Here is a 26400-nt window from a genome sequence, read left to right as displayed (position 1 = left end):
GATCGACGCTGAAACGCCAAAGTGGTTTCTTCGCAGTCGGGAACGGCAAAGATGAGGCTATGACTAGCGATCCGTTTGGGCCGTCGGCGCGCAGCGAGCCGGAGCCGTTCGATCCGCCGAATCCGGGGCCCCCGGTGCCGCCGAGCGACGCAGAGCTCGCCGACCGTAACCCGTCGGCGGCGAAGGATGTGCACTTCACCCGGGCGGCCGCGCTGTGGTCGGCGGTGATCGCGGGCTTCCTGGTCCTGGTGATCCTTCTGATCTTCATCGCGCAGAACACCGAGTCCGCCCAGTTCGCGTTCCTGGGCTGGCGGTGGGATCTGCCGCTGGGGGTGGCGATCCTGTTCGCGGCGGTGGGCGGCGGGCTGATCACCGCGCTGGCCGGGGCCGCGCGCATCTTCCAGCTGCGCCGCGCGGCGAAGAAGAACTACAAGGCCGCGCTGCGCTAAGAGAGTTCGGTTAGACCGGCGGCGATCAGCGGGGCGACGGCGTCGTCGACCTTGTCGATGTCGTCGGACACCCCGCCCCCGACCCGGCCGCGGTAGGCGATGCCGGCGGCGATGATCGCCAGCTTGAAGTACGCCAGCGCCATGTAGAAGTCCCAATGGTCCAGCGGATGCCCGGCGGCCACCGAATAGCGTTGTGCGAGTTCGTCGGCCGTCGGGATCATCGGTGACGCCCATGCCGCATCCGAGTGCACGAGGTTGAACATCGGGTGGCGGTAGACGCACATCAACGCGGCGTCGCTGACCGGGTCGCCGAGCGTCGACATCTCCCAGTCCAGCACCGCGAGCACCTTGGTGTGGTCGGTCGCGTCGAGCATGGTGTTGTCGATCCGGTAGTCGCCGTGCACGATCGCGCTTCGGCTCTGCGCCGGGATCTTTTCGGCCAACGCCGAGTGCAGGCGTTTGACGTCGTCGTCGCGTTCGTCGTCCTCGCGGCGGACCAGCTCCCACTGCCCGCCCCACCGTCGTACTTGCCGTTCGAGGTAGCCGGTCGGCTTGCCGAAGTCGCCGAGCCCGACCTGCTCGGGATCGACCGAGTGCAGGTCGGCGAGCACCTTGATCAGCGCGTCGACGCAGGAGTTCACCGCGGCCTGATCGCCGATCGCCTCGAGTTCGGGCGTGTGCCGGATGACGCGGCCGGGCACGTACTCGACCATCTGGAACGGGGCGCCGAGCACGGAGTCGTCGTTGCGCATGGTGACCGCGCGGGCGACCGGTACCGCGGTGCCCTCGAGGGCGGCCACCACCCGGTACTCGCGGGCCATGTCGTGCGCCGACGGGGTCAGCCCGTGCAGTGGCGGCCTGCGCAGCACCCACTTGGCGGCGTCGTCAAACACCAGGAATGTCAGGTTGGAGCGGCCGCCGGAGATCAGCTCGGCGCGCAGCTCACCGTCGCGGGGGATGCCCTCGGAACGCAGGTGGCGGTCAAGGGCGTCGAGGTCGAGCCCGTCGAGCGAGATTGTCACCGCACTTGTCTACCACTGCTGATTTCTCGGCAGCAGGTCCCATACGTGCTCGGTGCAGTTGATGCCTGCGACGAAGTACCTGTCGCGCGACGACGACCACAGCACGCGGGTGACGCCCGCGTAGTCGACCTGCACGCACAGCAGCCGCTCGGTGCCCATCACCTTGTGCACGACCGCGTTGATCACCCCGCCGTGGCTGAACAGCGCGACGGTGTCGTCACGGCCCGCGCTGTGGACGATGTCGTCGACGCCGGCCTGCACCCGCTCGACGAACGCGTCCGCGTCGACGTCGCCGGGCAGGTCGCCGTTTGCCAGCCGCTGCATGTCCTCCTTGGAGATCTGCTCGACCGGGATGTAGTGCGACAGGTCGCGGTCGTACTCGGCGAGGCGGTCGTCGATGTCGATGGGCAGGCCGAGCGCGTCGGCGACCGGCTGGGCGGTCTGGATCGCGCGCTTCTGCGGGCTGCTGACCAGCCGCGAGATCGGATAGCGGGCCAGCGCGTCCGGCAGCCGTTTGGCCTGTTCGATGCCGTCCTCGGACAGGTCGGGATCGGACCCTTGGCCGGGTTCGCTGCGGAGCGGCAACGCGTGACGAATGATGAGCAACTGCACCGTGCCACCATATGGGCCATGAGTTCATTCGCGGACACGCTGTTCGACCTCACCGACCGGGTAGTGCTGGTCACCGGCGGCAGTCGCGGGCTGGGCCGCGAGATGGCGTTCGCCGCGGCGCGGTGCGGCGCCGACGTCGTGATCGCCAGCCGCAAGTACGAATCCTGCGTGGCCACCGCCGATGAGATCACTGCCGAGACCGGCCGCGCGGCGCTGCCCTACGGGGCGCACGTGGGCCGCTGGAATGAGCTCGACGGGCTGGTCCAGGCGGCCTACGCGCGCTTCGGCAAGGTCGACGTGCTGATCAACAACGCGGGCATGTCCCCGCTGTACGAGTCGCTGACCTCGGTGTCGGAGAAGCTGTTCGACTCGGTGATGAACCTGAACTTCAAGGGGCCGTTCCGGTTGTCGGCGCTCGTCGGGGAGCGGATGGTGGCCGACGGCGGCGGGTCGATCATCAACGTCAGCACGAGCGGGTCGCGGCGACCGGACGCGCACATGCTGCCGTATGCGGCGTCCAAGGCTGGGCTGAACGCGTTGACCGAGGGGTTCGCGTTGGCGTTCGGGCCGACGGTGCGGGTGAACACGCTGATGCCGGGGCCGTTTCTGACCGATGTGAGCAAGGCGTGGGAGATGGAGGCGACGGTCGCGGGGGTGCAGCACTTCGCGCTCAAGCGGTTGGGCAACCCGCCGGAGATCGTCGGGGCGGCGCTGTATCTGATGTCGGACGCGTCGAGCTACACGTCGGGTTCGATCATCCGGGTCGACGGCGGCATGCCGTAGTTCCCTTCCTGGCGCGAACGTGGGTTACCCGCACGCATTTCGGCCTCGAAGCGTGCGGGTAACCCACGTTCGGCGGGGGGTTTTACCTCACGGGGTGATGATGTTGAACGCGGGGTCGGGGCGGTCGACCACCGCGAGCATCGCCTGCAGCACCTCGGCGTCGCCGCTGACGTCCAGGCCCGGTGAGGTCTGGTCGCCCGCGGCCAGTGCCATCAGGCGCATCCGGTTCGCCAGCCGTATGGTGGCGTGCGCCGACGCCGGATCCGCGGGCACCTTGCGGTGGATCAGCACGCCGTTGCGCAGCGTCAGTCGGTAGTTGGCTTCCGTGTCGGAGAACATGATGTCGACCGCGATGTCGAGATCCCACGCGCGCGGGCCGTTCACGTTGATCGCGAGCGCGTCGAACATCTGCTCCGGGGTCAGCTGCGCGAGGATCGTCGGCGACGCACTCTGAGTCGGGGTGCCGAAGCTGCCGTCGCGCAGTTCGGTCGCACCGGAGAGGAAGAAGTTGCGCCACACGCCGTTCTCGGCGCCGTAGGCCAGCTGTTCGAGCGTGTCGGCGTACAGGTCGCGAGCCGGGCCGTGCTGCTCGTCGGTGAAGATGACGTGATCTAGAAGCGTTGCTGCCCAACGGTAATCACCGTTGTCGAAGGCCGCGCGAGCCAGTTCGACGACGCGGTCCGGCCCACCCATCGCCTCGACGTATCGCGGGCCGATCGCCTCGGGCGGATGCGCCCACAGCCGGCCTGGGTTGCCGTCGAACCAGCCCATGTAGCGCTGGTAGACGGCCTTGACGTTGTGGCTGACCGACCCGTAGTAGCCGTGGGTGTGCCACGCCTTCTGCAGCGCCGGCGGCATCGCGAAGTCCTCGGCGATCTCGATTCCGGTGTACCCCTGATTGAGTTGACGCAACGTCTGGTCATGCAGGTAGGCGTACAGATCCCGTTGCAGCGAAAGGTATTCGACGATGCGCTCCCGGCCCCACGTCGGCCAGTGGTGTGAGGCGAAGACGACGTCTGCGCGGTCGGCGAAGCGCTCGATCGCCTCGGTCAGATACCCCGCCCAGCCGTGCGGGTCGCGCACCAGCGCACCGCGCAGCGTCAGCAGGTTGTGCAGGTTGTGGGTGGCGTTCTCGGCCATACACAGCGCGCGGAACTTCGGGAAGTAGAAGTGCATCTCGGCCGGCGCCTCGGTGCCGGGCGCCATCTGGAACTCGATTTCCACCCCGTCGACGGTGTGGGTCTCGCCGGTTCGCCGGATGTCGACCGTCGGCACGATCAGCGCCACCTCGCCCGTCGACCCGACCTGGCCGAGCCCGCACCCCACCTGCCCCTGCGGTCCGCGGGCCAGCGCGGCGCCGTACATGTAACCGGCCCGCCGGGCCATCGCGGTGCCTGCGTACACGTTCTCCTGCACCGCGTGTTCGGCGAAGTGTTCGGGCGCGATGATCGCGACGCGTCCGGCGTCGACTTCGGACTGGCTCGTGACACCGAGAACACCGCCGAAATGGTCGACGTGGCTGTGGGTGTAGATCACCGCGACGACGGGGCGGTCACCGCGGTGCGCCCGGTACAACCCCAGCGCGGCCGCCGCGGTCTCGGTGGAGATCAGCGGGTCGATGACGATTACGCCGGTGTCGCCCTCGACGAACGTGATGTTCGACAGGTCGAGCCCGCGCACCTGATAGATGCCTTGGACGACTTCGTAGAGGCCCTGTTTCGCGCACAGCTGCGACTGCCGCCACAGGCTGGGATGCACGGACGTCGGCGCATCGGCGGCCAGGAACGAGTAGGCATCGTTGTCCCAGACCACCCGGCCGTCGCCGGCGGTGACCACACAGGGCTCGAGGGCGGCGATGAACCCGCGGTCGGCGTCGTCGAAGTCCGCGGTGTCGTCGAACGGCAGTGCAGCGAGGTGACTGCGGTGGGCGGACTCGATGACGGCGGCGGGCGGCTTCTGCGGCATACCGCCACGATATTCACTTGGGCGTCAACGCACTCCGGTATTGCTTCAACGACTTTGGCGGTCAACGAAAATATTCGGGATACTCCATGACGCGCGCTGCGGTGGTCGACGCCTCGACGCCGTATGACTTCTCAATCGATGCCAGCGCATCGTCGAGCGTCCGCATGGGCGTCGTTCCTTCCGGGAGGGTGACCACGTCGACCAATGCCGGATCGTCCGGGGCTCGGTCGGGCAAGATCGTCATACCGCGACGCGTCTGCACCGGCATTCGCCGTCGCGACACGGCATGGGCACGCGTATGTCCGTTGTGGCTGTAGGCGTCGGCGACGAGCGCGAAAGCGATCTCGTCGGTTCCCGAGCCCACCACGATGCCAACAGCGTCCAAGGTCGCGGGCCGGGGAATCGAATCGAGTGTAGGCCCGCGGCGGAATGAGTCACTGTCATGGACCGGTCCCCAATCGCGGACGCCCATGCTCTCGGCAACCAAATCGGCCCGAGAGGCGCCTGCGATTGCGGCGATCAATGCGATCGAGACAGGCATCGCTGCGCTGATACCCGAACTCGAGACGATAGGTCCATCAGCGATGTACCGGACGTTGTTACGCCAGTTGACATTCGGGAACTCTGCGCGGCGCCTCGTCTCACTGGCCCAATGCGCCGTGGCGTGCCTGCCGTCCATCAACCCGGTTGCGGCAACCGCCAAAGCGCCGTTGCAGATGCTCAGTATCGAGCTGCCCTTCTCCGCTTGCGCCCTGATCCAAGCAATGGCGGCCGGGTCGTCGGTCGGCTGCAACGCAGGCACGATGAGGTAATCGGCCCCATCGGGGTGCTGCTTGTCGAATTGATTGACGGTCAGATGGGTTCGCGTCTGCACCCCCGGCCCCATCGAGACAGGTCCTGGCTGCGTCGACACGGTGATGATCTCCGCGACGTCGGCAGCGCTGAGCACGCCGAACGGCACAGCGAAGTCGGCCAACTCCGTTCCACTGTTCGCCGCGAGAACACCGATCACGGGCCGCGTCTGATGGTCGAATCTGGGCGTCCATTTTGCAATGCTCGACGGCGTCACGTCACCAGAGCTGGAATCCGAAAGCTGGCCTCGGTCACTGCAAGCCGCGACGAGGATTCCCAACGATCCAAGAGAAAAGCCTTTGATTGCCGTCCGACGGTCCATCGCCGTGAAACTACTACCACATGTAGTAGTCCGTCAATGGTCAACGCGTGCCCGGTTCACCCTGCGCGCATCTCCCCGGCGATGCAGCTTATCTCGTCGGCGCCATGCCCGGCGGCGACCGCGGCGTCGACGTAGCTCAAAATTGCCTCCAGCACACCGGTGTCGACGTCGGCGTCCCGTGACGCGGCGATCAGGTGCCGCACCGAGGCAGCCACCGAGGACACCGGCGCACTGGCGTCGTCGTGCCGGTTCTCCTCGATACGCCGGCCAGCGAACCTTCGTCCGCAAACGGCGTCGGCGCCGGTAAAATGCTGAGCCGCCCGCTCGGGGGTGGGTTCTGGTCAGCGTCGCAACACCGACGGAGCACTGGTGTATCCGGCCGCCGACTGCCGCAGCTGCCAGATCTGCGCCGGGCACAGCTCGTTGACCGCCTGGTTGATCAAGTAGGCGCCCTGGTAGTAGTCGGCGGTCCGGAAGTCGGCCTTCACCTGGTCGACGAGTCGCGCATAGCTCATCTTCGCGGCGACCCGGTCGCAGATCGTCCTGCCGTAGCCGATCGCGGCCTCGGCGTTCGGAAAGTTGTAGCCCGGCCGGACATGAACGTTGACCAGATACGCCACGGTGTCGGCGCCGGCCTGCGGGGCGACCGCCACGAGGGCGGCGGCAGCCGTTGCGAGTGCCGCGAACACGCGCTTCATGAACGAAGAGCCTATTCCGTGTTCACGCCGAAGGCGTCGGCGAAGCTGGTGTTGCCCATGCTCTCCCTCTGGCTGGCGTCCACCGCCGCTAGGAGGCGAGAGTTTTCGATGACGATCATCTCCACGTCGCGCCCGTCGTCGGCATAGTGGCGATGCCAGATCCACGGCGGCGTATACACGAAGCTGCCCGCGCTCCACCGCACGCGTTGATCGCCAATTTCCGACCAGCCCGAGCCATGTTGCACGAAGTGAATCGACTCATGTACGTGTCGATGAAGGTCGCTAGCCTCCCCCGCGGGGATCTTCTGCAGAAAAATTTCAATAGAGCTGGCGGGTATTCGCAGGAGCAACCCAATCTGCGATGGGCTTGCAGTTTCGATCCAGTGCGCCTCGGCGGAGCTGACGACGAGGTGCTCCTCCCCCACGTGCTGGCTGTCGCGACCTCCTGCTCGCGCCATGCTCTTGGCGAATTCATCTAACTCGTCACGGGATAGAGTCATTCAACGGCCTCCTTCGGGTATTCCTTCGCTCAGTCAGCAGAGTTCTCGGCCTGCCATGAAAGGTGACCCTTGGTGGACAAGGGTCCAACGGGACTCTGAGTTTGGCCATCATTGATTATCTCGCCGGGCCGATAGATTCGTTGCGATGACCACAGAGGCGTGTAGGGGTCAATGCAGGGAACGCACCCGTCACCATTCCTCCGCTTTGACTCATTGGGGCTTGCCGTACACCGCCACGACAACGGTGCGGTCTACGGAATTCTCCGACCAGACCCCGATCCGGGTGCTCGAGCAGTCGGACATGACTGCGAAATCGACCGGATCGTGATACCACCGGTTAATCAACTCGATACCGCTGAACGCGAGCGCGGGATTGATGGCCACGGTTTCTGACACCGCGCCGCTGCATCCCGCGGCCTCCGCCCGCTGCTGTGGCGTAGAACCATCCGATCCGACATCGCCGTTGACGTTGCGGTTGGTCAGCGCATCGCGCGCGTGCCACTGCGCGGCGAGCTGGAGACTCGGACTAGTCTTGATGTCGCTCACGCAGCCCGCTTGGCGCTGAATGGTGTATACGTTCGCTACTACGCCGTCATCGAGGCGCTTGTTGTCACCATGCGCGGCGGGCGTTATCAGTAGTGCTTGCACGCCAAGCACCGCAACGATACCTACCGTGAGCGTCAAAAAGTGTCGGAGGCGGCGACCTGATGCCTCTCTGACCGTCTTCGTTGCGCCCAGGTTCGGTCGCCTGGCGTCGAGTTGATCACCGCGGGGCCGCTTTTCGCGGGTCGAGTTACACACGAGCAACCTCCCCTATGCCGTAGTCTGCCAAGATGCCGCCTGCAGCCTCGTCACACTGATCGAAAATGGACGGGATCCAACCGGTAGCGGCCGGCGGCCCAGCAAAAAATGAGCTCACCGCGGCACTTCGATGAATGCGCCATGATTGCCATTCGGGATAAGGGTCATACGAACCAAAAATCCTCGTCTCCTTGGCTGCCCCGGCTATGGTGCAGCCCGGATTATCGACGCCGCTACAGGACATCTCGCGACTGTTCTTACGAGAGGCGTTGAACCATATAAAGCCGGCTGTAGTCTCACGGCTCAAGCCAATCGCGGCGTCGTTTAGACGGGTCCACACCGCGACTGCAAGACCATACGGAGTTGCATTAGCCAGGCTGATCGCCTGAACCTCATCGTCAAATTCCTTCAACGTGAGCACCGAACCGACGATGTCGTCCTGCATGTCCTGAACAACGGCGGATGCCCGTTCGAGGGTGGCAACAATCGTCGAAGCGGCGAAGTAGCCGGGTAATTCATCGGGTTGACTCGGTTCCCCTCCGCTGAACTTCGTTCCCTCGGTGCTGGCGATGTTCCGGCACACTCTTTCAGGCTGAGCGTGGGAAACCAGCGGTCCGGCCTGGGCACCGATTTTGCGGGGATTTGCGACGACGATCATGCTGACCTTGGTCCTAGAGCTTGCCGTTGCATCATGAAACTTGTAGACGTGCAGGAGGATTCGCTGCATGCTCTAAAGATCTGCCCGTCGGTGATCACCGAGGCCGCCTGCGCTGCCGATAGCGCCGCCAAGGTCAGCATTGACGAAGATCAGCGACGCGTCCATCACACGAGAGTGCCATGCGCATCCGCTCCTCGAGCGCGGCAATGCTGAGCCCGAACGTGTGCAAGACCCGCAGCTGGCCGCCACCGGTGTGGTCGATGTCAAACACGGCATAGTCGGTGTACACCCGATTGACGCATCGAAGTCCGGTCAGTGGATAGCTGCACGAAGGAACCAGTTTGGCGGTTCCGTCCTTTGCGAACAGGGTCATCATGACCAATACGCTCTTCGCGCCGATAGCAAGATCCATCGCGCCGCCGACGGCGGGTATGGCGTCAGGCGCCCCGGTGTGCCAGTTGGCGAGATCCCCGCGCGCGCTGACCTGAAACGCGCCGAGGACACAGACATCGAGATGACCGCCGCGCATCATGGCGAAGGAGTCGGCGTGGTGGAAGTAGGATGCCCCAGGGGTTTCGGTAACCGGGATCTTGCCGGCGTTCGTCAGATCCGGATCGATTGCGTCGCCGATCGCCTCCCCACCCATCCCGAGCATCCCGTTCTCGGTGTGCAACACGACCCCCGCGGCGGGGTCCAGGAAGTCAGCGACCATGGTGGGCTGCCCGATGCCGAGGTTGACGTACGAACCCGCGGGGATGTCGCGGGCGATCATCGCGGCGATCTCCCGACGGTCGAGCGGGCCCCGGTCGAGGTGCTCGACACAGGCGCGGGTCGATGCGTCGACTGTTCTCGTCACGAGGCTGCCTCCGTGGACGTCTCGGGAATTGCGGACAGGTCGAGGACGCGGTCGACGTAGATGCCGGGCGTGACGACCGTCTCGGGGTCGATCTGCCCGGTGTCGACGACGCGGGAGACCTCGACGACAGTAAGCGATGCCGCGGTCGCCATCACCGGGCCGAAGTTTCGCGCGGTCTTGCGGTACAACAGGTTTCCGACCTGGTCCGCTACGTGCGCCCTGATGAGCGCCACATCTCCGAAGATCGGGTACTCCAGCACGTAGTCGCGGCCGTCGATGGTGCGGGTCTCCTTGCCCTCGACCAGTGGCGTGCCAACCCCCGTCGGGCAGAAGAATGCGCCGATGCCGGCCCCCGCCGCCCTGATCCGTTCGGCCAGGTTGCCCTGAGGGACCACCTCGAGGTCGACCTTGCCCGCCCGGTAGAGCGCGTCGAACACGTACGAATCGGCCTGTCGCGGGAAGGAGCAGATGACCTTGGCGACCCGACCCGCTGCCAGCAGTGCGGCCAGGCCGGTGTCGCCGTTGCCTGCGTTGTTGCTGACGATGGTGAGGTCGGCGGCACCCTGTTCGATCAACGCATTGATGAGCGTGGTGGGCATGCCCGCCATTCCGAATCCACCGACGAGAATCGTTGCGCCGTCGTTGATTCCAGCGACGGCTTCCTCGGCACGGTGGCAGACAAGGGTGCGACTCATGACGGCGCACCTGGGTGCTCGTCGAACTCGGGCAGGACCTCGGCGGCGATGCGGAAGGCGGAGTTGGCGTCGGGGACACCGCAGTAGATGGCGGTTTGCATTAGTAGCTCCTTGATTTCGTCGTTGCTCAGACCGTTACGGCGGGCCGCCCGCAGGTGCATCGCCAGTTCCTCGTGGTGACCGCGCGCGACCAACGCGGTCAGCGTGATCATCGAGCGGCTGCGAAGGTCAAGACCGGGGCGGGTCCAGATGGTGCCCCAGGCGTACTGGGTGATCATGTGCTGGAAGTCGGCGGTCAGGTCGGTGGTACCGGCCACTGCCCGGTCGACGTGCGCCTCGCCGAGCACCTCGCGCCGTACTGCCATTCCTGCACGGTGCACGTCTTCGAGGGTCTTGCTCGGGGGCTGCGGAACACCGACGATCTCTGCGATGAGGCCGGCCACGCGCTGCGGCGCTTCGGCGGGGGCCAGGTGTCCGACGCCTTCGAGCACCACCAGGTCCCCGTCTTTTACGTCGGAGGCGATGCGCCGCAACGATTCCGGCGGCGTGGGGACGTCGACGCTACCCGCAACGGCCAGGACCGGAGTGACGATTTCGGACAACCTATCGGTTACATCGAACACTGCTAACGCTTCGCATACCTGCGCATAGGACTCCGCATCGGTGTGACTCAGGGCATCCAGCAGCGCCGAGGCGGTCCCCGGCTCGCGGTCGACAAAGCCCGGCGCGAACCAGCGCTCGGCCGCGCCGGCCAGCATCGTGTCGACACCGCCGGCGCGGACGGTAGCGGCACGTGCGAGCCAGCCGTCCGGGGTGCCGATGGCGGCGCCGGTGCACAGCAGGGTCGCCGAACTGACCCGTTGCGGAGCATCGAGCAGCAGCTGCAGACCGACGCAACCACCCACCGAATCACCGGCGTAGTGGAATGTCTCCACGTTAAGGTCGTCCGCGATCACCAACACCGCTGCTGCGAGGTCGGCGATGGTGAACGGGTGGGCCCGACGGCCGCGGCCGTGACCGGGAAGGTCCCATCCGACTACGCGCACATGATCGACCAGTCGTTGCGCCACGCCTGTCCACAGGGTGGCCGTCGTTGTCCCCAGCGACGGGCCCAGCAAAAGTAGCGGCCCGTCGTCGGGTCCGCCGAGGTGGATGGCGGTGAGAGGCGGATTACTCATGGCGCGTCCTTGACGAAGCGGCAAGCCCGGCCGAGTGTCGAGTCGATCAGCCGATCCGCGGCGCCGGTGTAGCCGGGTAACGCTGCACGACCTGTCAGCTCGGTCATCGAGCGCTGTTCGGAAAGCAGGCTTTCGGCGGCGGCCAGATTGGCCGCGGCGCGCGGCGGGTCGACACGGAGGCCGGACAGGAGGTCGGATGTGTGCGCGGCGGCGACGACGGTGTGGCGGGCCAGTGTCCGCAGGGTTGCCCATTCTGTGTGCCAGGCGCCGTCGGAGCGTTCGTCGACGGTCGCGCCTGCGGCGGTGTGCAGGATGCTACCAAGGGGTCCGGCGGTGAGCGCGGCGCGGCGGATCAGCACCGAGCGGACCGGGTTGTTCTTGTGCGGCAGCGTCGACGAGCCGCCACCATGCCCCTCGGCCAGCTCGCCGATCTCGGGCCTACAGCCCGTCGTGACGTCGGTGGCGATGTGGCCCCAGGCGTCGCAGCAGCTCACCAGCGCGTCGCCGATCCGGGTGACCTGCCACCGGGTGGTATGCCAGGGTGGGGTGGGCGCCAATCGCAGCGTGGCGGCCAAGCCGTCACTGAGAGCGATGGCACCCTCGACGGATCCGGCCAATTCGGTTGCGGCTGCGAGCGATCCCACCGCGCCACCGACCTGCACCGGCAACGACGCTATCAGCCCCGCTATGGGCTCGGCGGCGTCGAGTACACCGGTCAGCCAGCGGGCGAACTTGGCGCCGAGGGTGCTCGGCAGTGCGGCCTGGGTCAGCGTGCGGGCGAGTGCCGAAGTGTCACGGTGAGTTTCGGCCAGTTCGGTCAGCGCCCGTACCTGGATGGCGAACTCGTCGCCGATGCGGATCAAGACGTCACGCGTGCAGAGCATCAGTGCGGTGTCGACGACGTCCTGACTGGTCAGCCCGCGGTGCAGCCAGCGGGCCGTTGGTTCCGCCGAGCGTTCCCGCAACATCAGCACCAGGGCGGAGACGGGATTGCCGTCCGCGCCAGCACGCCGGGCGATCGTCGCGGCGTCACCGTCGGCGAGCAGGATGGTCAGGTCCGCGCGCGCCTGCCGGGGCGCGATGCCCGCGTCGACGAGTCCATCCAGCCAGGCTTGTTCCACCGCGACCATCGCGGACAGGAATGCGCCGTCGCTCATCAGGTCGCCCGCGAGATCGTCGCCCGGCCAGAACAGATCGATCATCGTTGGTGGCCCGGGTAACGCAAGAAGACCGTCTCGGGCTTGTCCGGGGTGCCCTGCAGTTGGACGTCGAAGCGTAGACCGGTTCGGTCGCGGGTGGCGATGAGCGTGTCACGACGCTCGGGCGTAAGCGTGTTCAGCAGCGAATCGTTCTCCAATTGCTTGCCGGGAATGTAGGCGCGGGTGAACAACCGGTTCAGCAGTCCCCTGGCGAACACGGTGATCGAGATGAACGGCGCGGCAACGGGTTCGCTGACGCCGGGGATGACGGTGGTAAAGGTGTACCGCCCCGCTTCATCGGTAGTGGCACGACCCCACCCGGTGAAGGTCCAGCCGTCTCGGTGCAGGGAGCCGCTGGCGTTCGGGATGCTGCCGTCGGCGTCGGCCTGCCAGATCTCCAGCAGCGCGTCGGGTAACCCTCGGCCGTCGGCGTCTGCGACGACGCCGTGCAACTGAACAGCGTTCGGCGAACCGGGCGGCACCAACTCGTTACACCTGTCGAAGGGCAGTGCATAGCCGAAGAACGGTCCGACGGTTTGGCCAGGGGTGGCCGGCAGCAGCGTGGACATCAGCGGTGGGCTCCGCGGCCGAGGTTCTCGATTGGGGTGCGCGCCGACCCGGTCAGGACGACGTCCCATCGGTAGCCGGTAGCCCATTCGTGGGTGCTGAGTTCGTGATCGTAGCTGGCCACCAGCCGGCTGCGCGCCTTCTGATCCGGGATCGCCTGGAAGATCGGATCAAGGCAGAGGAGCGGGTCACCCGGGAAGTACATCTGGGTGACCATTCGCTGCGTGAATTCCGTGCCGAAGAGCGAGAAGTGGATGTGTGCGGGCCGCCACGCGTTGCGGTGGTTCTTCCACGGATACGGCCCCGGCTTGATCGTGGTGAACCGGTAGATGCCGTCCTCGTCGGTCAGACAGCGGCCGGCGCCGGTGAAGTTGGGGTCGATTGGGGACGGGTGCTGATCCCCCTTGTGGATGTAACGTCCGCCGGCGTTGGCCTGCCAGATCTCGACGAGCTGGCGCCGCACCGGCCGCCCTGCGCCGTCGACGACCCTGCCGGTCACCACCAGTCGTTCGCCGATGGGTTCACCCGAGTGCTGGACGGTGAGGTCGGCCTCCAGCGGGTGAACGTCGCGTTCGGAGAAGCACGGCGTCCATAGCTCGACCCCTTCCGGGTCGGCGTGGTGAAGGTCCTTTGTCGGATGCCGTAGCAGGCTGCTCCGGTAAGGCGGATAATTCAGGCGCGGCTGCGTCTCCTCGACCCCTGCACGCTGGTAGGCGGACTCGATCGCACCGATCTCCGCGCTGATCTCCGACTGGCTCGCTACGGCGCCGTCGGGATTGCTGTCGATCAACGTTGTCACGGCGCCTATGGTACCGACGACGTTGAGATTAGCGAACGGTAGAATTTCACTGAGCGGAAAGGCCATCCACAATTGGCAGGGAACACTTCGACGCCGGGAACCACTGTCACCTCGCGTTTGCTGAACATTCTCGGCGCCTTCGACGAGGGGCATAACAGCCTGACGCTGTCCGAGTTGGCCCGCCGGGCCGGACTGCCGATTGCCACCACACACCGCCTTGCGGCCGAGTTGGTCGCCGGCTCGGCATTGCAGCGCCGCGCCGACGGTCAGTACGTGGTGGGCAGGCTGATCTGGAACGCGGGATTGCTGGCGCCGGTGGAAGGCCAATTGCGCCAGGTGGCTGAACCGTTCTTGCATGACGTATACGCGGCGACCCTTGCCACCGTGCACCTGGCCGTGCGCGATGGCGACGAGGTGCTGTACCTGGAACGGATGATGGGCCGGACATCCGTCCCGATTGTCAGCGCCGTCGGCAGCAGGCTGCCGATGCACTGCACCGGCGTTGGCAAGGTGCTGCTGGCCCACGCGCCGGAGGACGTTAAAGACCGAGTGTTCGCCACCTTGACTCGCATCACGCCGTACACCATCGTGTCGCCGACCGTGCTGTCTTCGCAGATGCAGCGCATCCATCGTGAAGGAGTGGCCACCACGAGCGAGGAGATGTCGCTGGGTGCATGTTCGCTGGCGGTGCCGGTCATCCGCCAGACCGACCACGCCGTAGTCGCCGCGATCGCCGTGGTGGTACCGACGCTGAAGCGCGATCGTCAGCGGCTTCTCGGCGCCCTGCAGGTCGCCGCGCACGGCATTGGGCGACTGCTATGACCCGTCAGGCGCCGTCGTAGCCGTCGCTCTGTGGGACAGAATCTCTCGAACGGGCAAGCTTTGGCGGCGGCCGCAACCTAGGTCGGAGTGCCACACGTTAGGCGCGAACCGGAGTCCGCGCAGCGCTTACCGGATAGACACCAACGAGTCTCCCCGCCAATGATTTGTAGGAAGCTGGCGCACTCCGCAGCTTCGAATATCCAGCGAGGGAGGCGATTCCGCCCACCCTCAAACCCTCAACAGCCGAACTATCGCTGAAGGAATTGCAAAGAACATGACCGCCACGACACCGCTGGGATCCGACGCCAGGGCGTGGGCCGCCGAGAACCTTCGAGGCTTCTATATGTGTCCTGTCACGCCCCTTACCGACGAGTTCGAGCTGGACGAAGAGGGTCTGCGGCAGAATATCGACGCGTTTGTGGAGATGGGGTGCACCGGCCTTGTCGTCGGCGGGTTTTTCGCCGAGGGATGGAACATGACGCTGGCCGAATGGCAGCGTTACCACGAGGTGGTCGCCGGTGCCACCGCCGGCCGCCTGCCCTTGTTCACAATCATTCTCGACCATTCGGCCTACCAGGCGATCGAAAAAATGCGGTTCGTGGAGTCCCTGGGCTTCACCGGCGCCGAGATCATGAACCCATCGGTGCAGCTCAAGACCGACGACGACGTGGTCGACTACTTCGACTTCGTGGCGCCCGCCACCGGGCTGGCGCTTGTGCTCTACCGGACGCCGGTATCCGGTTTCGTGTATAGCCACGACGCCGTCGCTCGGATCGCCGAGCACGCCAACGTCGTCGGGATCAAGAATGGCACTTTGAGTTGGACCGACAGCATCGCCTTACGCCACCGCTTCGGGGACCATCTTGTGATCAGCGAGCCGAATGAGCGCTATTGGGCTCATGATGCTGCGCTCTTCGGGGGTCGGGTGCTTTACGGGGAGCTCTCCCTGATCCTCTACGGGAAACGGCGGCAGGAACTGCACCAATACACCGACCTTGCGTTTGCTGGTGAACTCGCGGGGGCGCTACCTGTGTCGGCGAAGGTGGACGCAATTCGCCAGGTGTACGAAGAGGTGCTCATCGGCCGCATCGCGGCAACGGGTTCCTACGTCGCGGCCATGCCCTATCTGAAGGCGTGGTTCGAACTGTTGGGGCTGCGTGCCGGCCCGGTGCGACCGCCCGTCAAAGCCCGGCTGTCTGCTCCGGAGCGGGAAGTCCTGCAGGAGAAACTGACGGCCGCCGAGGCCATCTGATGCGCGTCCTGATCCTGGGCGCTGGTGGGCTCGGATCTGTCTTGGGCGGATATTTGGCGAACATTGGCGTCGATGTCACCCTGGTCGGCAGGCCCGCGCACACCGAGGCCATCACGCGCAACGGTCTCCGAATCACGGGCCGTCGGGGCGACCTGGTGATTACTGATAACTTGACCGCGGTCGACCAGACAGCCAAAGCCACGGGGCATTTCGATTACCTGGTGTTGGCAGTGAAGGGCAAAGATACCGCGCAGGCCCTGGCGGAGGCCGACGGGTTGCGTGATTGCGTGAGCAGCGCGTTGTCGGTGCAGAACACCGTCGAAAAGGATGCGACGCTCGCCGGGTGGCTTGGGCCCGACAGGGTGATCGGAGCCTCCACCATCGAGGGCGGCACCTTGCTCGAACCGGGGCTCGTCAGAAATCACCTTACAGCTGAGGTGACCGCTTACTTCGGCGAACTTGACGGGACATCTAGTGCGCGCGTCGACGACTTGACGGCTGCCTTCACCAACGCCGGCCTTCCTGCAAAGGCGGTAGGCAACATCGAGCAGGTCGAGTGGGAAAAGCTCGCCCAGATCGCGCTGGCGGCCGCGTGGTCGGTCACGGCACTGGGCGCAATCCCTGACGCCTCGGTCTTCGAGGGCATGGAGGTGCGCGAGGGAGCGATGTACTTCGTCGCGCTGGCAAAGGACCTTCTTGGGGTGTACCGGGCGAAGGGCTACGAGCCGATGAACTTCTTTGCGCCTCTCTCCCGCCTGAAGGAACTCGATGCCCTTCCGACGGCCGACGCGATCGAGTTTGTCATCGGGCAAGGCAGAGCAATGCGCGAGAAGGGAAACTCGGGACACCCCTCGATGTACGAGGATGTTCTGCGACGACGTAAGACCGAGGTCGACTTCATGCTGGCGCCTTATCTCGCCGCCGCTCAAGAACTGGGCATGGATACACCGACGCTGCGGGTCGCCTACCAGATCATCAAGACCGTCGACCGATTCCTGGCCTAGCAATGACGCGGTTCGAAGGCGATGTTCAGGCAGCGCGCAAGGTGTGTTGGGGAGTGACGCCGAACTTGCGCCGATACTCCGCGCTGAAGCGGCCCAGATGACCAAAGCCCCACTTCATCGCTACGCGGGCAACAGTCACGGCACCCTCAGACGACGCCGCCAGTTCTGCGTGCGCACGGATCAGCCGGACTTCGCGCAGATACGTGAGCGGAGGAAGCCCGACGTGCCGCTTGAAGCTCTCTTGAAGAGCGCGGGCACTGATACCAACCTCGCGAGCAAGATCGGTTGTCGTCCAACTCCGTTCGGGATGCTCCTCGATTAGGTCGAGAGCTGTCCTGAGTACTTTGGGCGGCGGCACTGCGTGTTGGTCGGCGGCGAGCGCCATGGCCTGATAGTGAGGTTGGGCGTGTAGAAACCCATGCATGACCAACTGTTCGAAATGTCGCCCGGTCATCGGATGTTGCACGATGCTCTCAGGGCGAGAGACCTCCCGATACAAGACCGATAGCAGCGCAAGCCACGCACGACTGCTGTCCGCCGTCAGGTCCATGCTATGCGTGATATTCAGCGGCCTAACCGCAGGTCGTCCAAGCAAGCCCTCGAGTTCGTATTCCAGATCCGTGCGGCTGAACTTCACGCACAGCTGACCACAATCGGCGGCCCACTTGATGCCGGCAGGACGGCCTGGGAGGAAAACCGCCGCCTGCGTGGGCGTCGCTTGGGCCGTGGCTGAGCCGCACCACGAATCGGCGTAGCTGGTGAGGGGAACGTTGATGTGGTAATCATCGAGCGCAGTCGAATTGACGAGCTCGACATCTGCACCGTACCGAAGGTAGCCAACGGTCACAGCACCGATTCGTGCGGCGCTGAGCCGCGCATTCAAACGCTGGCCGCGACGGGAGTAGCGGAGACGGTGCGGTGTGAAAATTTCCGAAGCGAGGTGCTCGGCCGCGCTCAACTGTTCGGTGCATACGGTCTCGCGTCGGCTGAAGTACGATCCTGCCATCTTCGGCCCATCCGCCATTGGTAACATCTCACTTTCTCGCTGCGGTAACCGCAGTTCGCCGACAGAATCTGTCGCTCCGTCGAACACCAGCGCGGAAGGCCTGGCCTCCGACTCAGGGTCCTGCGTCACCCAACCGCATTCTAGTGGATGAAAAACTCTGTTATGCAGAGAGTGATTCCTTTAAACGCGTGTTGCCCTTTCTCCGTGCAGCAGGGTCACTGGCTGCCGCGTGCATCGTCCACCTCGATGGTGTGCTGGCCGGCGACCGCCCCGACCCCGATATTGCTGTTGAAGGACGCTCTGGAGCTGTGTGAGCTTGCCGGCGTCAGCTCGACAGTTGTCGCGTGGCGTTGACTGGTGCGATCGCACCCCGGTGCGAGTGCCGTCCGGAGGGGATTCGCGCCTCTGGCGGGAACACATCCGATACCAGCTTGCGTGTGCAATAGCCTGCGCTCACAGATCCATGCCAGCGGAGATGGAGGAGCCAATCGGGCCTGAGGGGTCTGCATACCTTGAGTGCGGAATGTATTACACAGTGGGGCACTGAATAATCACCACGATTTTGCTTCTCGTCGCGCCTTCCGGTCGTGCAGGCCAGTGGGTTGAGCACTTCTGGCATCCATCCCATTCCTTGAAAGCTTGGAACCTTCTCGCGCTCTGAAGACATAGAGGTCGAGATCAAAATCGCTGGGAGAGAAGGAAAAATAATGGCTTCTTCTCAGACACCTCGGCCACACTAGTCCAGCTGGCGATGTTGCGCTAAACGCTCTGCCAAAGCTCGCGATGACCAAGTTGTGGTAGTCGATAGAAAAGATATCGCCCGACACCGCACGGCGCACAATCGCCTTAGTGTCACATCGAAGCGGATGATTTGGAGATAAGTCAATATTCGCGAAAAAGGAACCGCACAGGCCGTCTCGGTGATCATCACCGACACAGATTGACAATTCGGTTTAAGTGCACGAGCCTGTCATAGCTCCTCGACCGCGCCGTCGGACCAGATAACCATTTTCCGTAATCAGGGTGCGCGTAGATGTGAACCTTATACAGATGGTCTAGGTCATCCCACCAGACCCAAGACCCAGCGCCTACCATCCAGCGCTGCGCGACACGGCCATCAGAGAAGACGCACATTTCAAATTGCGCCTCGTCAGGCGGTTGTAGTTGTCCTTCTCGAAGTCGTCCTTCACGTCTCTGGCGAGCCGGCGATAGACGACAGCCGTTCTCACAGGTCAACCTCTGACAATCCCGTCACGTCTAGCGTGCTCGTGAGAAGCAGAGACATAGTAGGCGGAAGGTCGCACCACGGAAGAGATCAGACGGCGCCGGGTGAGCGCCTGCGACAACGGCGGACGGTCGTTTGGGGGTGAACCTACCCGAGGAAGACATTTAGGGTGTCATTGCGCGGATCCGGAAGCACGTACGGTGATCGCTGCCGACGGGCATTCGTGTGCTGCCGCGCGGGCGTTGACCTCGGTGTTTACGCACGACCTGTACCGCGACCGCGCCCGAGGCCGTGCGCACCTCCCGCACGTACGCCACCGCCCGAACCTACCGCTTAGTGCCCCAAACGGGGCACTAAGCCCATGAAAACCGCAGGTCAGCGGATTGCCAGTTCAGAGTTCGTCCGACCTTGTCCTAAGTCAGGCCGGAGGACCAAGGCACGCCGCCGCGCAGCACCTGCAGTTGTCATCACAGACGTCCTTTCACGATTGGGGAAGGGGCGTCAAGTAGGAAACGATCCCCTGCTCACTGACGTGCGCGAGGTCAATGGCCAGGACCGTACGGGTCCTCGAGAAACCGCGAAAGGCTTTCCTTGGTCTGCCATGACAAACTCTCAAGTTCCAACGGGTCGAGCTGAATTCGGAAGCCGAGGCGGGGGCTGGCAATCTCCAACCGCTCTCCATTGCGGGTAAAGATTTTGTCGACGGTGACGACGGCGAACTCGTTCGCGATGGTCGTCGCCGCACCGTGGTCGCCGGTCACGACTGTACCTTTCTAGGTTTTAAGTAATGCAAGCTCAACGTCGCCCCGTTAGAAGAAGTTAGCCAGATTGTGGGTGCCGACAACGGCATGGTCAAGCACTACCCGTCGGCTCGCTAACCGCAGGCCCATCTCACTGCGGCGGATGACATCGTGGCGCTCCGCAGAGATGAGGTCGTGCTGCGGGCTGTCCCCCCTGTTGCGGAACACGAGAAGGTTGGAGCGGACATCGTATTCGTCCGTCCCTGCGCCGGGGCGTACCCGCACATTCGACACGTGGTGTCGGATCCGTGAGGGCGGATCTTCTGCCCATGCGTATTCGGTGTCCAGACGTAGCACCCGCAGCTCCAAGCCTGCGTAGTCGTCATCCCAGTGGGTCATGGTCGTCGAATTTCCGTCGCCGTTGGCGCGTTCTCTGCTCACGCGCACCGGGATGACGTAGTGGATATCTTCGGCGCACAGTTCTAGCCAGTCGTGAAACCGGCCGTCGTTCAGCAGCTCCGCCTCTTCGAACAGAAAGTTCTCCATCTCGCAGCGGAGCAGAAGCTGTTGCTCGACCGTCGCTACCATGGCACACCATCCTTTATGACCTGGTTGATTGTGGTTGTGAGACAAGCAGGTGCCTGATGCCTCATCAGGCGACCTCGTCTGTATTGGTCCGAGATTGCGCGAGTAGTTGGGGTTTGGGCTCGGTTTCGCTGGCGTCATCGCCTGAGTCGGTGAGTAACTCCAACAGGCGACCCCAGAATTCGCGTTGGTTACGCTCCGCGTACCCGCTGGACAGGGGACGACCGGGCCCCTTCCACGTGTCGTCGCTGGTCAGCACACCCATGCCCATCTCGAAGTTGAGTGTCTGGCTGCCTGCGAGAATGCCTTGCGTTCCCGCAGTGATGGAGCGCCAAGTCTCGGCGTCGTCCTGTTCGAACACACCGGAGATGCCGAACGTTCGTACGTAGGTCTCATACGACTGCTGTTTGAACTCTTCGTCGGCATCCTTCTCGACGAGAAACCACGACCAAACTTCCATCGTGTCGTGTGACAGTGGACGCCACAGCCGAAATGTCAACATCGGCACTGGCATTGACTTCTTGTCCCTACCGATGAGGACGTTGAGGAACGACAGGTTGGGAAAGACCGTGCCGTGAATGAAGGCCGAACGCTGAAGCATGTCTGCGCGGTCCTGATCGCCGTAAGCCGCTGCGAGTCCATCGACAACCTCGGGTGGATAGTTCATAAAGGGCGGCATCGGTTGCCCGGGCGTTACCCCGAGGACGCCGAGGCCGTGACCGTTGGAGAGACTGATATGCGCCGGCTCCGACGCGAATTTTGGATCGGGCGGAGCCAGACCGAGCTCGACCGCCGATCGGTGCGTCATCAACGTGTGGTAGGCGTCCCCGACAAAGTTGTCCGCGCCGAGCTTCCAGTTGGAGTCGATGATCCAACGCTGGGGCTCACCCCGCACCTCCAGTCCACCCTTGGACTTCTGGGTGATCAGGTCCAGATACCACGCCATATCGCCCAAATAATCAACGAGAGGTTCTGCCTTCTCGTCCAGGCAACCGAATATCATTCCGCGGTAGTTCTCGAGGCGCGGAACCTGGGTAAGACTCCACTCGTTCTTGTCCATCTCGACCCCATAGACCTCTTTTTGTGCGGGTACACCCGCCAGAGTTCCGGTATTGCGGTAGGTCCAGCCGTGATAGGGGCAGCGGAAGTGCGAAGTGTTGCCCATCTCCGTGCGGCACAGCATTGTTCCGCGGTGCCGACACGAGTTCGCCATGGCGCGCACTTCGCCGTCTTCGCCGCGGACAACGATGATCGAACCGCCACCCAGATATCGGACCACGTAGTCCCCTGCCTGGGGGATCTCCGTCTCGTGGGCCAGGAATTGCCAGCACCGGCCGAAGACTCGCTGAGCTTCGAGCTTGTGGAGTTCTGCGTTGGCGACCAGCCCGGCGGGCAGACGGCCCTTAGCAAGGCCTTCTCGGCCCGCCGCTACCAGTTGCTGAATGTCGTTCTTACCGACAATAGACATGTACTTTTCCTACGTTTCTTGGATTGGGCTGCGTAATGTTCTCTTGGACAGATGTTTTCGTGATTGCGGCGTTCATGTTGTTGCGGCTTCGAGTGCGCCTGGTGGTGTTTGGGCGACCATCTGGTGGCCCCACACACTGGGTCGGTCGTACTGAGCGACTGTCCAGGTTTCGTCATCGACAGTGGCCCCGTCCCAGCCGTACTCGAGGTCAAACCCGCTGGGTGTGCGGACGTAAAACGACACCATCCGATCGTTGACATGGCGCCCCAACGTCATGCTCAGCGGAATGTTGCGCGACATGCACAGGTCATAAGCCATCCCCACGTCATCAAAACTTTGCACCTCGACCATCACGTGGTGCAGTCCCCGCACACCCGGCATCGGAGCCAACGCGATGCTGTGATGGCGCGGGTTGCAGTGGTAAAACCACAGATCCATGAAGGTGTAAATCTCATCGCTCTTCTTAAACCCCAACACCCCCCGCAAAAACCGGTCGGCCTGCGCAAGGTCCGGCGTCGCCAGCACCACATGACCCAACCCCTGCGCACCGGTGACGAACCCCGATATCGCACGACCGGGCCGGAAGGAACCCGGCACCACCTTCTGACCGTAAAACAACTCATGACGCAACCCCGAAGGATCCGACAGCGTCAAAAAGCCCAACACCCCGCGGGCTGCGCAGTCCTCCTCGGTTCCCACCTCAAACCCAATGCCCCGCTTGTGCAGCAACTCCCCGGCAGCCTCAACCGCCTCCTCGCTGCCCACATCCCAGCCCGCATACAGCATCCGGTTGCGGTCCCCGTGATGAACGGCGATCCGGTGATCCGCGTCGTCGATCCGCAACAGGACCGACCCACTGGACGCCTCAACCGCCTCCATCCCCAAAACCTCCGGACCGAACGCCAACCACTCCTTCGCATCCGGAGACTCCACACCCACATAACCCAACGCTTTCACCAACATGTGTAAAACCTCCTATGTTGACCCGACGTCGATGCGCATCGCGCCGGTGGCAAGTTCCGTCCCTCCGGACGGCTGGTTGAGGCCCCGCACGCCCAAGCCGCCGTCGCTGTTGATGACGACGCCGGTCACCGCTCGCGAGTTGTCTGCAGACGCGAGTAGCAGATACAGGCCGGCGTGATCGGCGGGCTGCTGCGCGTACTGCAATGGGTTTGTAGTACTCATAATGTCGGCGATGCCGGGCACCGATGACAACACGTCCTGACCCTGGCCGAGGTCCTCGATTCCACGCAGGCCCGTTACCGTGCCGCCTGGAGCGACGCCATTCACCCTGATCTTCGGCGCCAACTCGTAGGCCAGTTCACGCACTACGCCAACGACTGCGTGCTTGGAAGCGGTGTACAGCGGGCCGCCACCGGAGGCATAGAAGCCAGAGTTGGAGACGGTGAAGATCATGCTCGGGCCATCGCTTTTGAGGAGTTCAGGAACGGCGGCCCTGGCACCAAGGAGGTAGCCCTTTACATTGACCGCGAAGATCTCATCGAAGGCGCTGCTGAGGTCGGCTCCGTCGAAACCCACCAAAGGGGCAAAGTAATCGAAGATCCCAGCGTTGCCGACGAAGACGTCGAGCTTTCCGAACGCATCGACCGTTTCGCGCACCGCCATGACGTTGTCTGCATACGACCTCACGTCACCTGTTACCGCGATGAGCCTGCCGTCGGCGTTGCCGATGGTAGCCAGGTCGCCTTCCGAGCGATCCAGGACGCCCACGCATGCGCCCTCGGCCAAGAAACGCTCGACCACGGCCAAACCGATTCCGGCTGCCCCGCCGGTCACCAGGGCGACTTGCCCGGTCAACCAACTCAAAACTATCGTCCCTCCGGTGATGCGCAATGCTCTTGTTGCTCTGCATCTGCCCACCAGTGTCCTCGCCGCTGAATGGGGGGTCTATCCGCGCAGCGCTGTCGAAGCTCCGATTCACGCGGGTCTCGATGCTCGGGCGAGGAGAGTGCGGGGGATGTCTACGCCAATGGTCCGATGGGATCGGAAGCCGCGTCCCAGACCACCCGCGGCAATGGACATGAGCGCGTGCCCGGATGTGCCTATGAGGACCTTTTCTCCGATGGGTGACACGACAAACCATGGGTTTCGAGGCGCGCCAACTCGTGACGCCACGCGATGGTCTCGTTGAAAGCGTTACCGAGATCAGGCAGCTCTGCTGCATCAGCGTCGGGCAAATCAGCCAGAGTGCCACCCGCAGAAGCGATCTGGAGCGACAAACGCGAGATCGTGTCGACGCTGATGGCCTGTAGTACGGCCCGCTCGACGGTGTCCGCAGCACTGGTGAGGCCGTGGGCACGGAGAACGACCACCGGCCGGTCTGCCATAGCAGCAACCATTTCCTGGGCTAGTTGCCGATTGCGCACCAATACGCCTCGCCGATAGACCGGCACGCCAGCCGCGGCGAGCCGAAAACCGGGTATGTCAAACGCTCCGACGATCGGTCGGACAGCCAGACCGGCGAGATCGGCGGCGACTACCGCCTCGGGGTGCGCATGAACCACAGCATTGACATCGCGGCGGGTGCGGAGCACTTCGGTGTGCAGTGGCAACTCGTTCGGCGGCTGGTAACCATCGTCGAGTTCTCCTTTGCCGCCCGCTGTACCGTCCAACGTGACCATCCGGATGTCCTCTGCGCTGGTGAACGCGAGCCCTCGCTCGCGCGGACCACGACATCGGATCAGCAGTCGATCTCGGTCGACGCGCAGGCTGATGTGGCCGAGGATGCCTGGCGCCAAGTCGCGCGCCGCCAGGACGCGACAGGCCAGCGCGATGGCGTGTCGTTCAGTGTCTAGCCCTGCACCCGAAGGGGTGGAGCTCATCGCCAACTCGGGGTTTCGGTGTCGACGCCGTCCTTGACGACGACAGCGAAGTCCGCGGATGCCTTACCCAAACTGCGATGGGTGGTGCTGGCAGCGCAGATGGCCATCCGGTTCGCCTCCTTAACCGTTCCTATAGGGCTTGGGCTGTTGAGGCCCCGAAGCAGAAGGCATCGTTAACCACGAGCCATCACTTCCACGCAGTTAGGCGCTACACCCAATAGCCTTACTGTATACCAGAGATCTACTCTGTAAAACAGAGACTCTGGTTTCGGTGTGGGCCTATTGTCGCCGACAGTCCGCGCAGGCGGCGCAACAACGACATTGAGACACATACCCTTTCGCGAGCGGCGTCTCGGCGGCCCACGGTTCTGCCGGTTGACTGGGCCAGAGGGTGGGCAGACATGCCCTCGTCCCAGGGTCACGGCCGACGACATCTTCCTTCGACCGTGGGGGTTCTCAGTGCAAACGTCGAGTAGATCTGCGGATAACCCACACCCGCAGAATCAAATTTCGCGTGCCTCACCTTCGACGCGCTAAACAGTGACTTCGCAGTTCGTCCAGGCGACGGCCATTCCCATAAGGGCGCGGGGAATGGGCTCATAGACGCTGGCCCATGGCGTGTTGCCGCCGACTGCGCCGACAGCACATATCCACGATCTCAGCTCGATGTTGCCAGAGTTGAGCAGGTCTTCGCTGGTCAGTTTGCTCAGCTCGTAGCCGTTTCCGGTAGCGAGGCACTTCAGGGTGCGGCGATCGAATTCCTCGTCGATGGAGCCGTGAACGCGCGGCCCATCGTAGGCAGCCCATGGATAGCCGGCAGTGAAGTGTGAAAGTCCACCGGACGCGTAAAGACCTATCCTCTCGTCTGCAGGGCGGCGTGACCGCACGGCGTCGGCAATCGCGCGGCCGAGCGCGAAGCACCGTTTAGGCGACAACGACGGCACGTGAACGGCATTGAGGAATACCAACACCACTGGGATTTGGTGGTCTCGGAGGATGTTGGCCACAATCTCGCCGTGTGCGTGTGAGTGCAAGGTGCTGTCACGAAAATCGGTGACTGCGGTGACGTCGAATCCGGCCTCGACGGTGTGCTCACTCAAGTCCTTACTGAGTTCGGGCGAACTTTTCCAAAACCGCGCGTCTGGCAAGAAGCGGTCAGACACTGTGAACCCATCTCCTGTGTGGATGGCTATCTGGGGCAGTGCCGAACCGTCGAAGTTTTCGTTTTGGTCATCACCGATGATGATCAGGCAATCCAGTCGGTCTTGTCTGATGCTGTCACGCAGCCTTTGAAGCCCGTTCTCGATGTGCGCGTAACGCGCCGCAGCGTCGTCGAATGGTTCTTCGTCTTTCCTCAGGCGAGGTGGGGTCTTACCGCGTCGCAATGTGTACTTCTGCCTGTTCTTTATGCGGAAGCCTTCCCACCTGGGAGGCGGGATGAAAGTGAAGGCATGGGACGACGCGTAACCGGCTACAATCTCACCCACGATTTCTCCTCA

Annotated in this window: 27 protein-coding genes and 1 pseudogene; 5 read left to right on the top strand and 23 right to left on the bottom strand. The window is 63.8% G+C overall.

Annotated features, from left to right (window positions below; genetic code table 11):
• Positions 1–59: 59 nt before the first annotated feature.
• Positions 60–449: a LapA family protein gene (locus BLW81_RS08735; RefSeq protein ID WP_083406821.1), complete on the top strand. Its 390-nt coding sequence runs from the start codon at positions 60–62 to the stop codon at positions 447–449.
• Here the strand turns inward: BLW81_RS08735 and BLW81_RS08730 are convergent.
• Both BLW81_RS08730 and BLW81_RS08725 read right to left on the bottom strand, forming a co-directional pair.
• Positions 446–1471: a phosphotransferase family protein gene (locus tag BLW81_RS08730; protein ID WP_083406820.1), complete on the bottom strand. Its 1026-nt coding sequence runs from the start codon at positions 1469–1471 to the stop codon at positions 446–448. The genes BLW81_RS08735 and BLW81_RS08730 overlap by 4 nt on opposite strands.
• A 9-nt stretch (positions 1472–1480) precedes the next feature.
• Positions 1481–2083: a histidine phosphatase family protein gene (locus BLW81_RS08725; RefSeq protein ID WP_083406819.1), complete on the bottom strand. Its 603-nt coding sequence runs from the start codon at positions 2081–2083 to the stop codon at positions 1481–1483.
• Between the two features lie 18 nt (positions 2084–2101).
• Here BLW81_RS08725 and BLW81_RS08720 point away from each other — a divergent pair, with 18 nt between their 5' ends.
• Entirely contained in the window at positions 2102–2866 is a 765-nt protein-coding gene (locus BLW81_RS08720) for an SDR family NAD(P)-dependent oxidoreductase (RefSeq protein ID WP_083406818.1), read from the top strand.
• Between the two features lie 87 nt (positions 2867–2953).
• On the opposite strand, the gene BLW81_RS08715 is transcribed toward BLW81_RS08720, so the two are convergent.
• The 13 genes and pseudogenes from BLW81_RS08715 to pcaH all read right to left on the bottom strand — a co-directional run bounded on the left by BLW81_RS08715 (position 2954) and on the right by pcaH (position 13956).
• Positions 2954–4831 carry an alkyl/aryl-sulfatase gene (locus tag BLW81_RS08715; RefSeq protein WP_083406817.1) on the bottom strand — a complete coding sequence of 626 codons (1878 nt, stop codon included), beginning with the start codon at positions 4829–4831 and terminating at the stop codon, positions 2954–2956.
• A 61-nt stretch (positions 4832–4892) separates the two neighbouring features.
• Positions 4893–6005, bottom strand: a complete 1113-nt coding sequence (locus tag BLW81_RS08710; protein WP_083406816.1) for a DJ-1/PfpI family protein — start codon at positions 6003–6005, stop codon at positions 4893–4895.
• 56 nt (positions 6006–6061) lie between these two features.
• A pseudogene (locus BLW81_RS29305) lies at positions 6062–6268 on the bottom strand (imine reductase family protein); the annotation flags it as partial.
• Between the two features lie 78 nt (positions 6269–6346).
• The gene (locus BLW81_RS08705) at positions 6347–6703 is read right to left on the bottom strand and encodes a DUF732 domain-containing protein (RefSeq protein ID WP_083406815.1); all 357 of its coding nucleotides are present in this window, start codon (positions 6701–6703) and stop codon (positions 6347–6349) included.
• A gap of 11 nt (positions 6704–6714) precedes the next feature.
• Complete coding sequence (locus tag BLW81_RS08700) at positions 6715–7203, bottom strand: cupin domain-containing protein (protein WP_069416675.1); 489 nt, start codon at positions 7201–7203, stop codon at positions 6715–6717.
• Between the two features lie 210 nt (positions 7204–7413).
• A complete protein-coding gene (locus tag BLW81_RS08695; protein WP_083406814.1) occupies positions 7414–8004 on the bottom strand; it encodes a CAP domain-containing protein in 591 nt (196 codons plus the stop codon).
• A complete protein-coding gene (locus BLW81_RS08690; protein WP_083406813.1) occupies positions 7997–8731 on the bottom strand; it encodes an aldehyde dehydrogenase family protein in 735 nt (244 codons plus the stop codon). The genes BLW81_RS08695 and BLW81_RS08690 overlap by 8 nt, the downstream gene beginning before the upstream one ends.
• Before the next feature lie 64 nt (positions 8732–8795).
• Positions 8796–9518: a 3-oxoacid CoA-transferase subunit B gene (locus BLW81_RS08685; protein WP_083406812.1), complete on the bottom strand. Its 723-nt coding sequence runs from the start codon at positions 9516–9518 to the stop codon at positions 8796–8798.
• Positions 9515–10213, bottom strand: coding sequence for a 3-oxoacid CoA-transferase subunit A (locus tag BLW81_RS08680; protein ID WP_071948763.1), 699 nt, complete (start codon positions 10211–10213; stop codon positions 9515–9517). The genes BLW81_RS08685 and BLW81_RS08680 overlap by 4 nt, the downstream gene beginning before the upstream one ends.
• Positions 10210–11391, bottom strand: coding sequence for a bifunctional 3-oxoadipate enol-lactonase/4-carboxymuconolactone decarboxylase PcaDC (gene pcaDC / locus BLW81_RS08675; RefSeq protein WP_083406811.1), 1182 nt, complete (start codon positions 11389–11391; stop codon positions 10210–10212). The genes BLW81_RS08680 and pcaDC overlap by 4 nt, the downstream gene beginning before the upstream one ends.
• Positions 11388–12593, bottom strand: a complete 1206-nt coding sequence (locus tag BLW81_RS08670) for a lyase family protein (RefSeq protein WP_011777848.1) — start codon at positions 12591–12593, stop codon at positions 11388–11390. Before BLW81_RS08670 ends, pcaDC begins: the two co-directional genes overlap by 4 nt.
• Complete coding sequence (gene pcaG / locus BLW81_RS08665) at positions 12590–13159, bottom strand: protocatechuate 3,4-dioxygenase subunit alpha (protein ID WP_083406810.1); 570 nt, start codon at positions 13157–13159, stop codon at positions 12590–12592. The genes BLW81_RS08670 and pcaG overlap by 4 nt, the downstream gene beginning before the upstream one ends.
• Positions 13159–13956 carry a protocatechuate 3,4-dioxygenase subunit beta gene (gene pcaH, locus BLW81_RS08660; protein ID WP_083406809.1) on the bottom strand — a complete coding sequence of 266 codons (798 nt, stop codon included), beginning with the start codon at positions 13954–13956 and terminating at the stop codon, positions 13159–13161. The genes pcaG and pcaH overlap by 1 nt, the downstream gene beginning before the upstream one ends.
• Before the next feature lie 72 nt (positions 13957–14028).
• On the opposite strand from pcaH, the gene BLW81_RS08655 reads away from it, so the two are divergent.
• From BLW81_RS08655 to BLW81_RS08645, 3 genes are all read left to right on the top strand, one after another.
• Positions 14029–14778 carry an IclR family transcriptional regulator gene (locus BLW81_RS08655; RefSeq protein WP_083406808.1) on the top strand — a complete coding sequence of 250 codons (750 nt, stop codon included), beginning with the start codon at positions 14029–14031 and terminating at the stop codon, positions 14776–14778.
• 274 nt (positions 14779–15052) lie between these two features.
• On the top strand, positions 15053–16030 hold the full coding sequence (locus BLW81_RS08650; RefSeq protein WP_069416678.1) for a dihydrodipicolinate synthase family protein: 978 nt from the start codon (positions 15053–15055) through the stop codon (positions 16028–16030).
• Entirely contained in the window at positions 16030–17034 is a 1005-nt protein-coding gene (locus tag BLW81_RS08645; protein WP_083406807.1) for a ketopantoate reductase family protein, read from the top strand. The genes BLW81_RS08650 and BLW81_RS08645 overlap by 1 nt, the downstream gene beginning before the upstream one ends.
• A gap of 25 nt (positions 17035–17059) precedes the next feature.
• On the opposite strand, the gene BLW81_RS08640 is transcribed toward BLW81_RS08645, so the two are convergent.
• The 8 genes from BLW81_RS08640 to BLW81_RS08600 form a co-directional block, all read right to left on the bottom strand.
• Positions 17060–18169 (bottom strand): AraC family transcriptional regulator, encoded by a 1110-nt coding sequence (locus BLW81_RS08640; protein WP_083406806.1) that lies wholly within the window; start codon positions 18167–18169, stop codon positions 17060–17062.
• Positions 18170–19807: 1638 nt separating this feature from the next.
• On the bottom strand, positions 19808–20026 hold the full coding sequence (locus BLW81_RS08630; RefSeq protein WP_011559095.1) for a hypothetical protein: 219 nt from the start codon (positions 20024–20026) through the stop codon (positions 19808–19810).
• Between the two features lie 48 nt (positions 20027–20074).
• Positions 20075–20593: an aromatic-ring-hydroxylating dioxygenase subunit beta gene (locus BLW81_RS08625; protein ID WP_011559094.1), complete on the bottom strand. Its 519-nt coding sequence runs from the start codon at positions 20591–20593 to the stop codon at positions 20075–20077.
• A gap of 64 nt (positions 20594–20657) precedes the next feature.
• The gene (locus tag BLW81_RS08620) at positions 20658–22058 is read right to left on the bottom strand and encodes a Rieske 2Fe-2S domain-containing protein (protein WP_083406805.1); all 1401 of its coding nucleotides are present in this window, start codon (positions 22056–22058) and stop codon (positions 20658–20660) included.
• 72 nt (positions 22059–22130) lie between these two features.
• Positions 22131–23021, bottom strand: a complete 891-nt coding sequence (locus BLW81_RS08615; protein ID WP_083406804.1) for a VOC family protein — start codon at positions 23019–23021, stop codon at positions 22131–22133.
• Between the two features lie 12 nt (positions 23022–23033).
• Positions 23034–23885: a 3-(cis-5,6-dihydroxycyclohexa-1,3-dien-1-yl)propanoate dehydrogenase gene (gene hcaB / locus BLW81_RS08610; RefSeq protein ID WP_157897630.1), complete on the bottom strand. Its 852-nt coding sequence runs from the start codon at positions 23883–23885 to the stop codon at positions 23034–23036.
• A gap of 236 nt (positions 23886–24121) precedes the next feature.
• Positions 24122–24901: a 3,4-dihydroxyphthalate decarboxylase gene (locus BLW81_RS08605; protein WP_011559089.1), complete on the bottom strand. Its 780-nt coding sequence runs from the start codon at positions 24899–24901 to the stop codon at positions 24122–24124.
• Positions 24902–25434: 533 nt separating this feature from the next.
• The gene (locus BLW81_RS08600) at positions 25435–26388 is read right to left on the bottom strand and encodes a DODA-type extradiol aromatic ring-opening family dioxygenase (protein WP_083406802.1); all 954 of its coding nucleotides are present in this window, start codon (positions 26386–26388) and stop codon (positions 25435–25437) included.
• Positions 26389–26400: the final 12 nt, after the last annotated feature.

Source organism: Mycolicibacterium rutilum (genome assembly GCF_900108565.1).
In the GTDB taxonomy this organism is placed as follows: domain Bacteria; phylum Actinomycetota; class Actinomycetes; order Mycobacteriales; family Mycobacteriaceae; genus Mycobacterium; species Mycobacterium rutilum.
The sequence above is the reverse complement of the archived record's forward strand: the minus strand, read 5'-3'. Positions and strand labels throughout refer to the sequence as shown.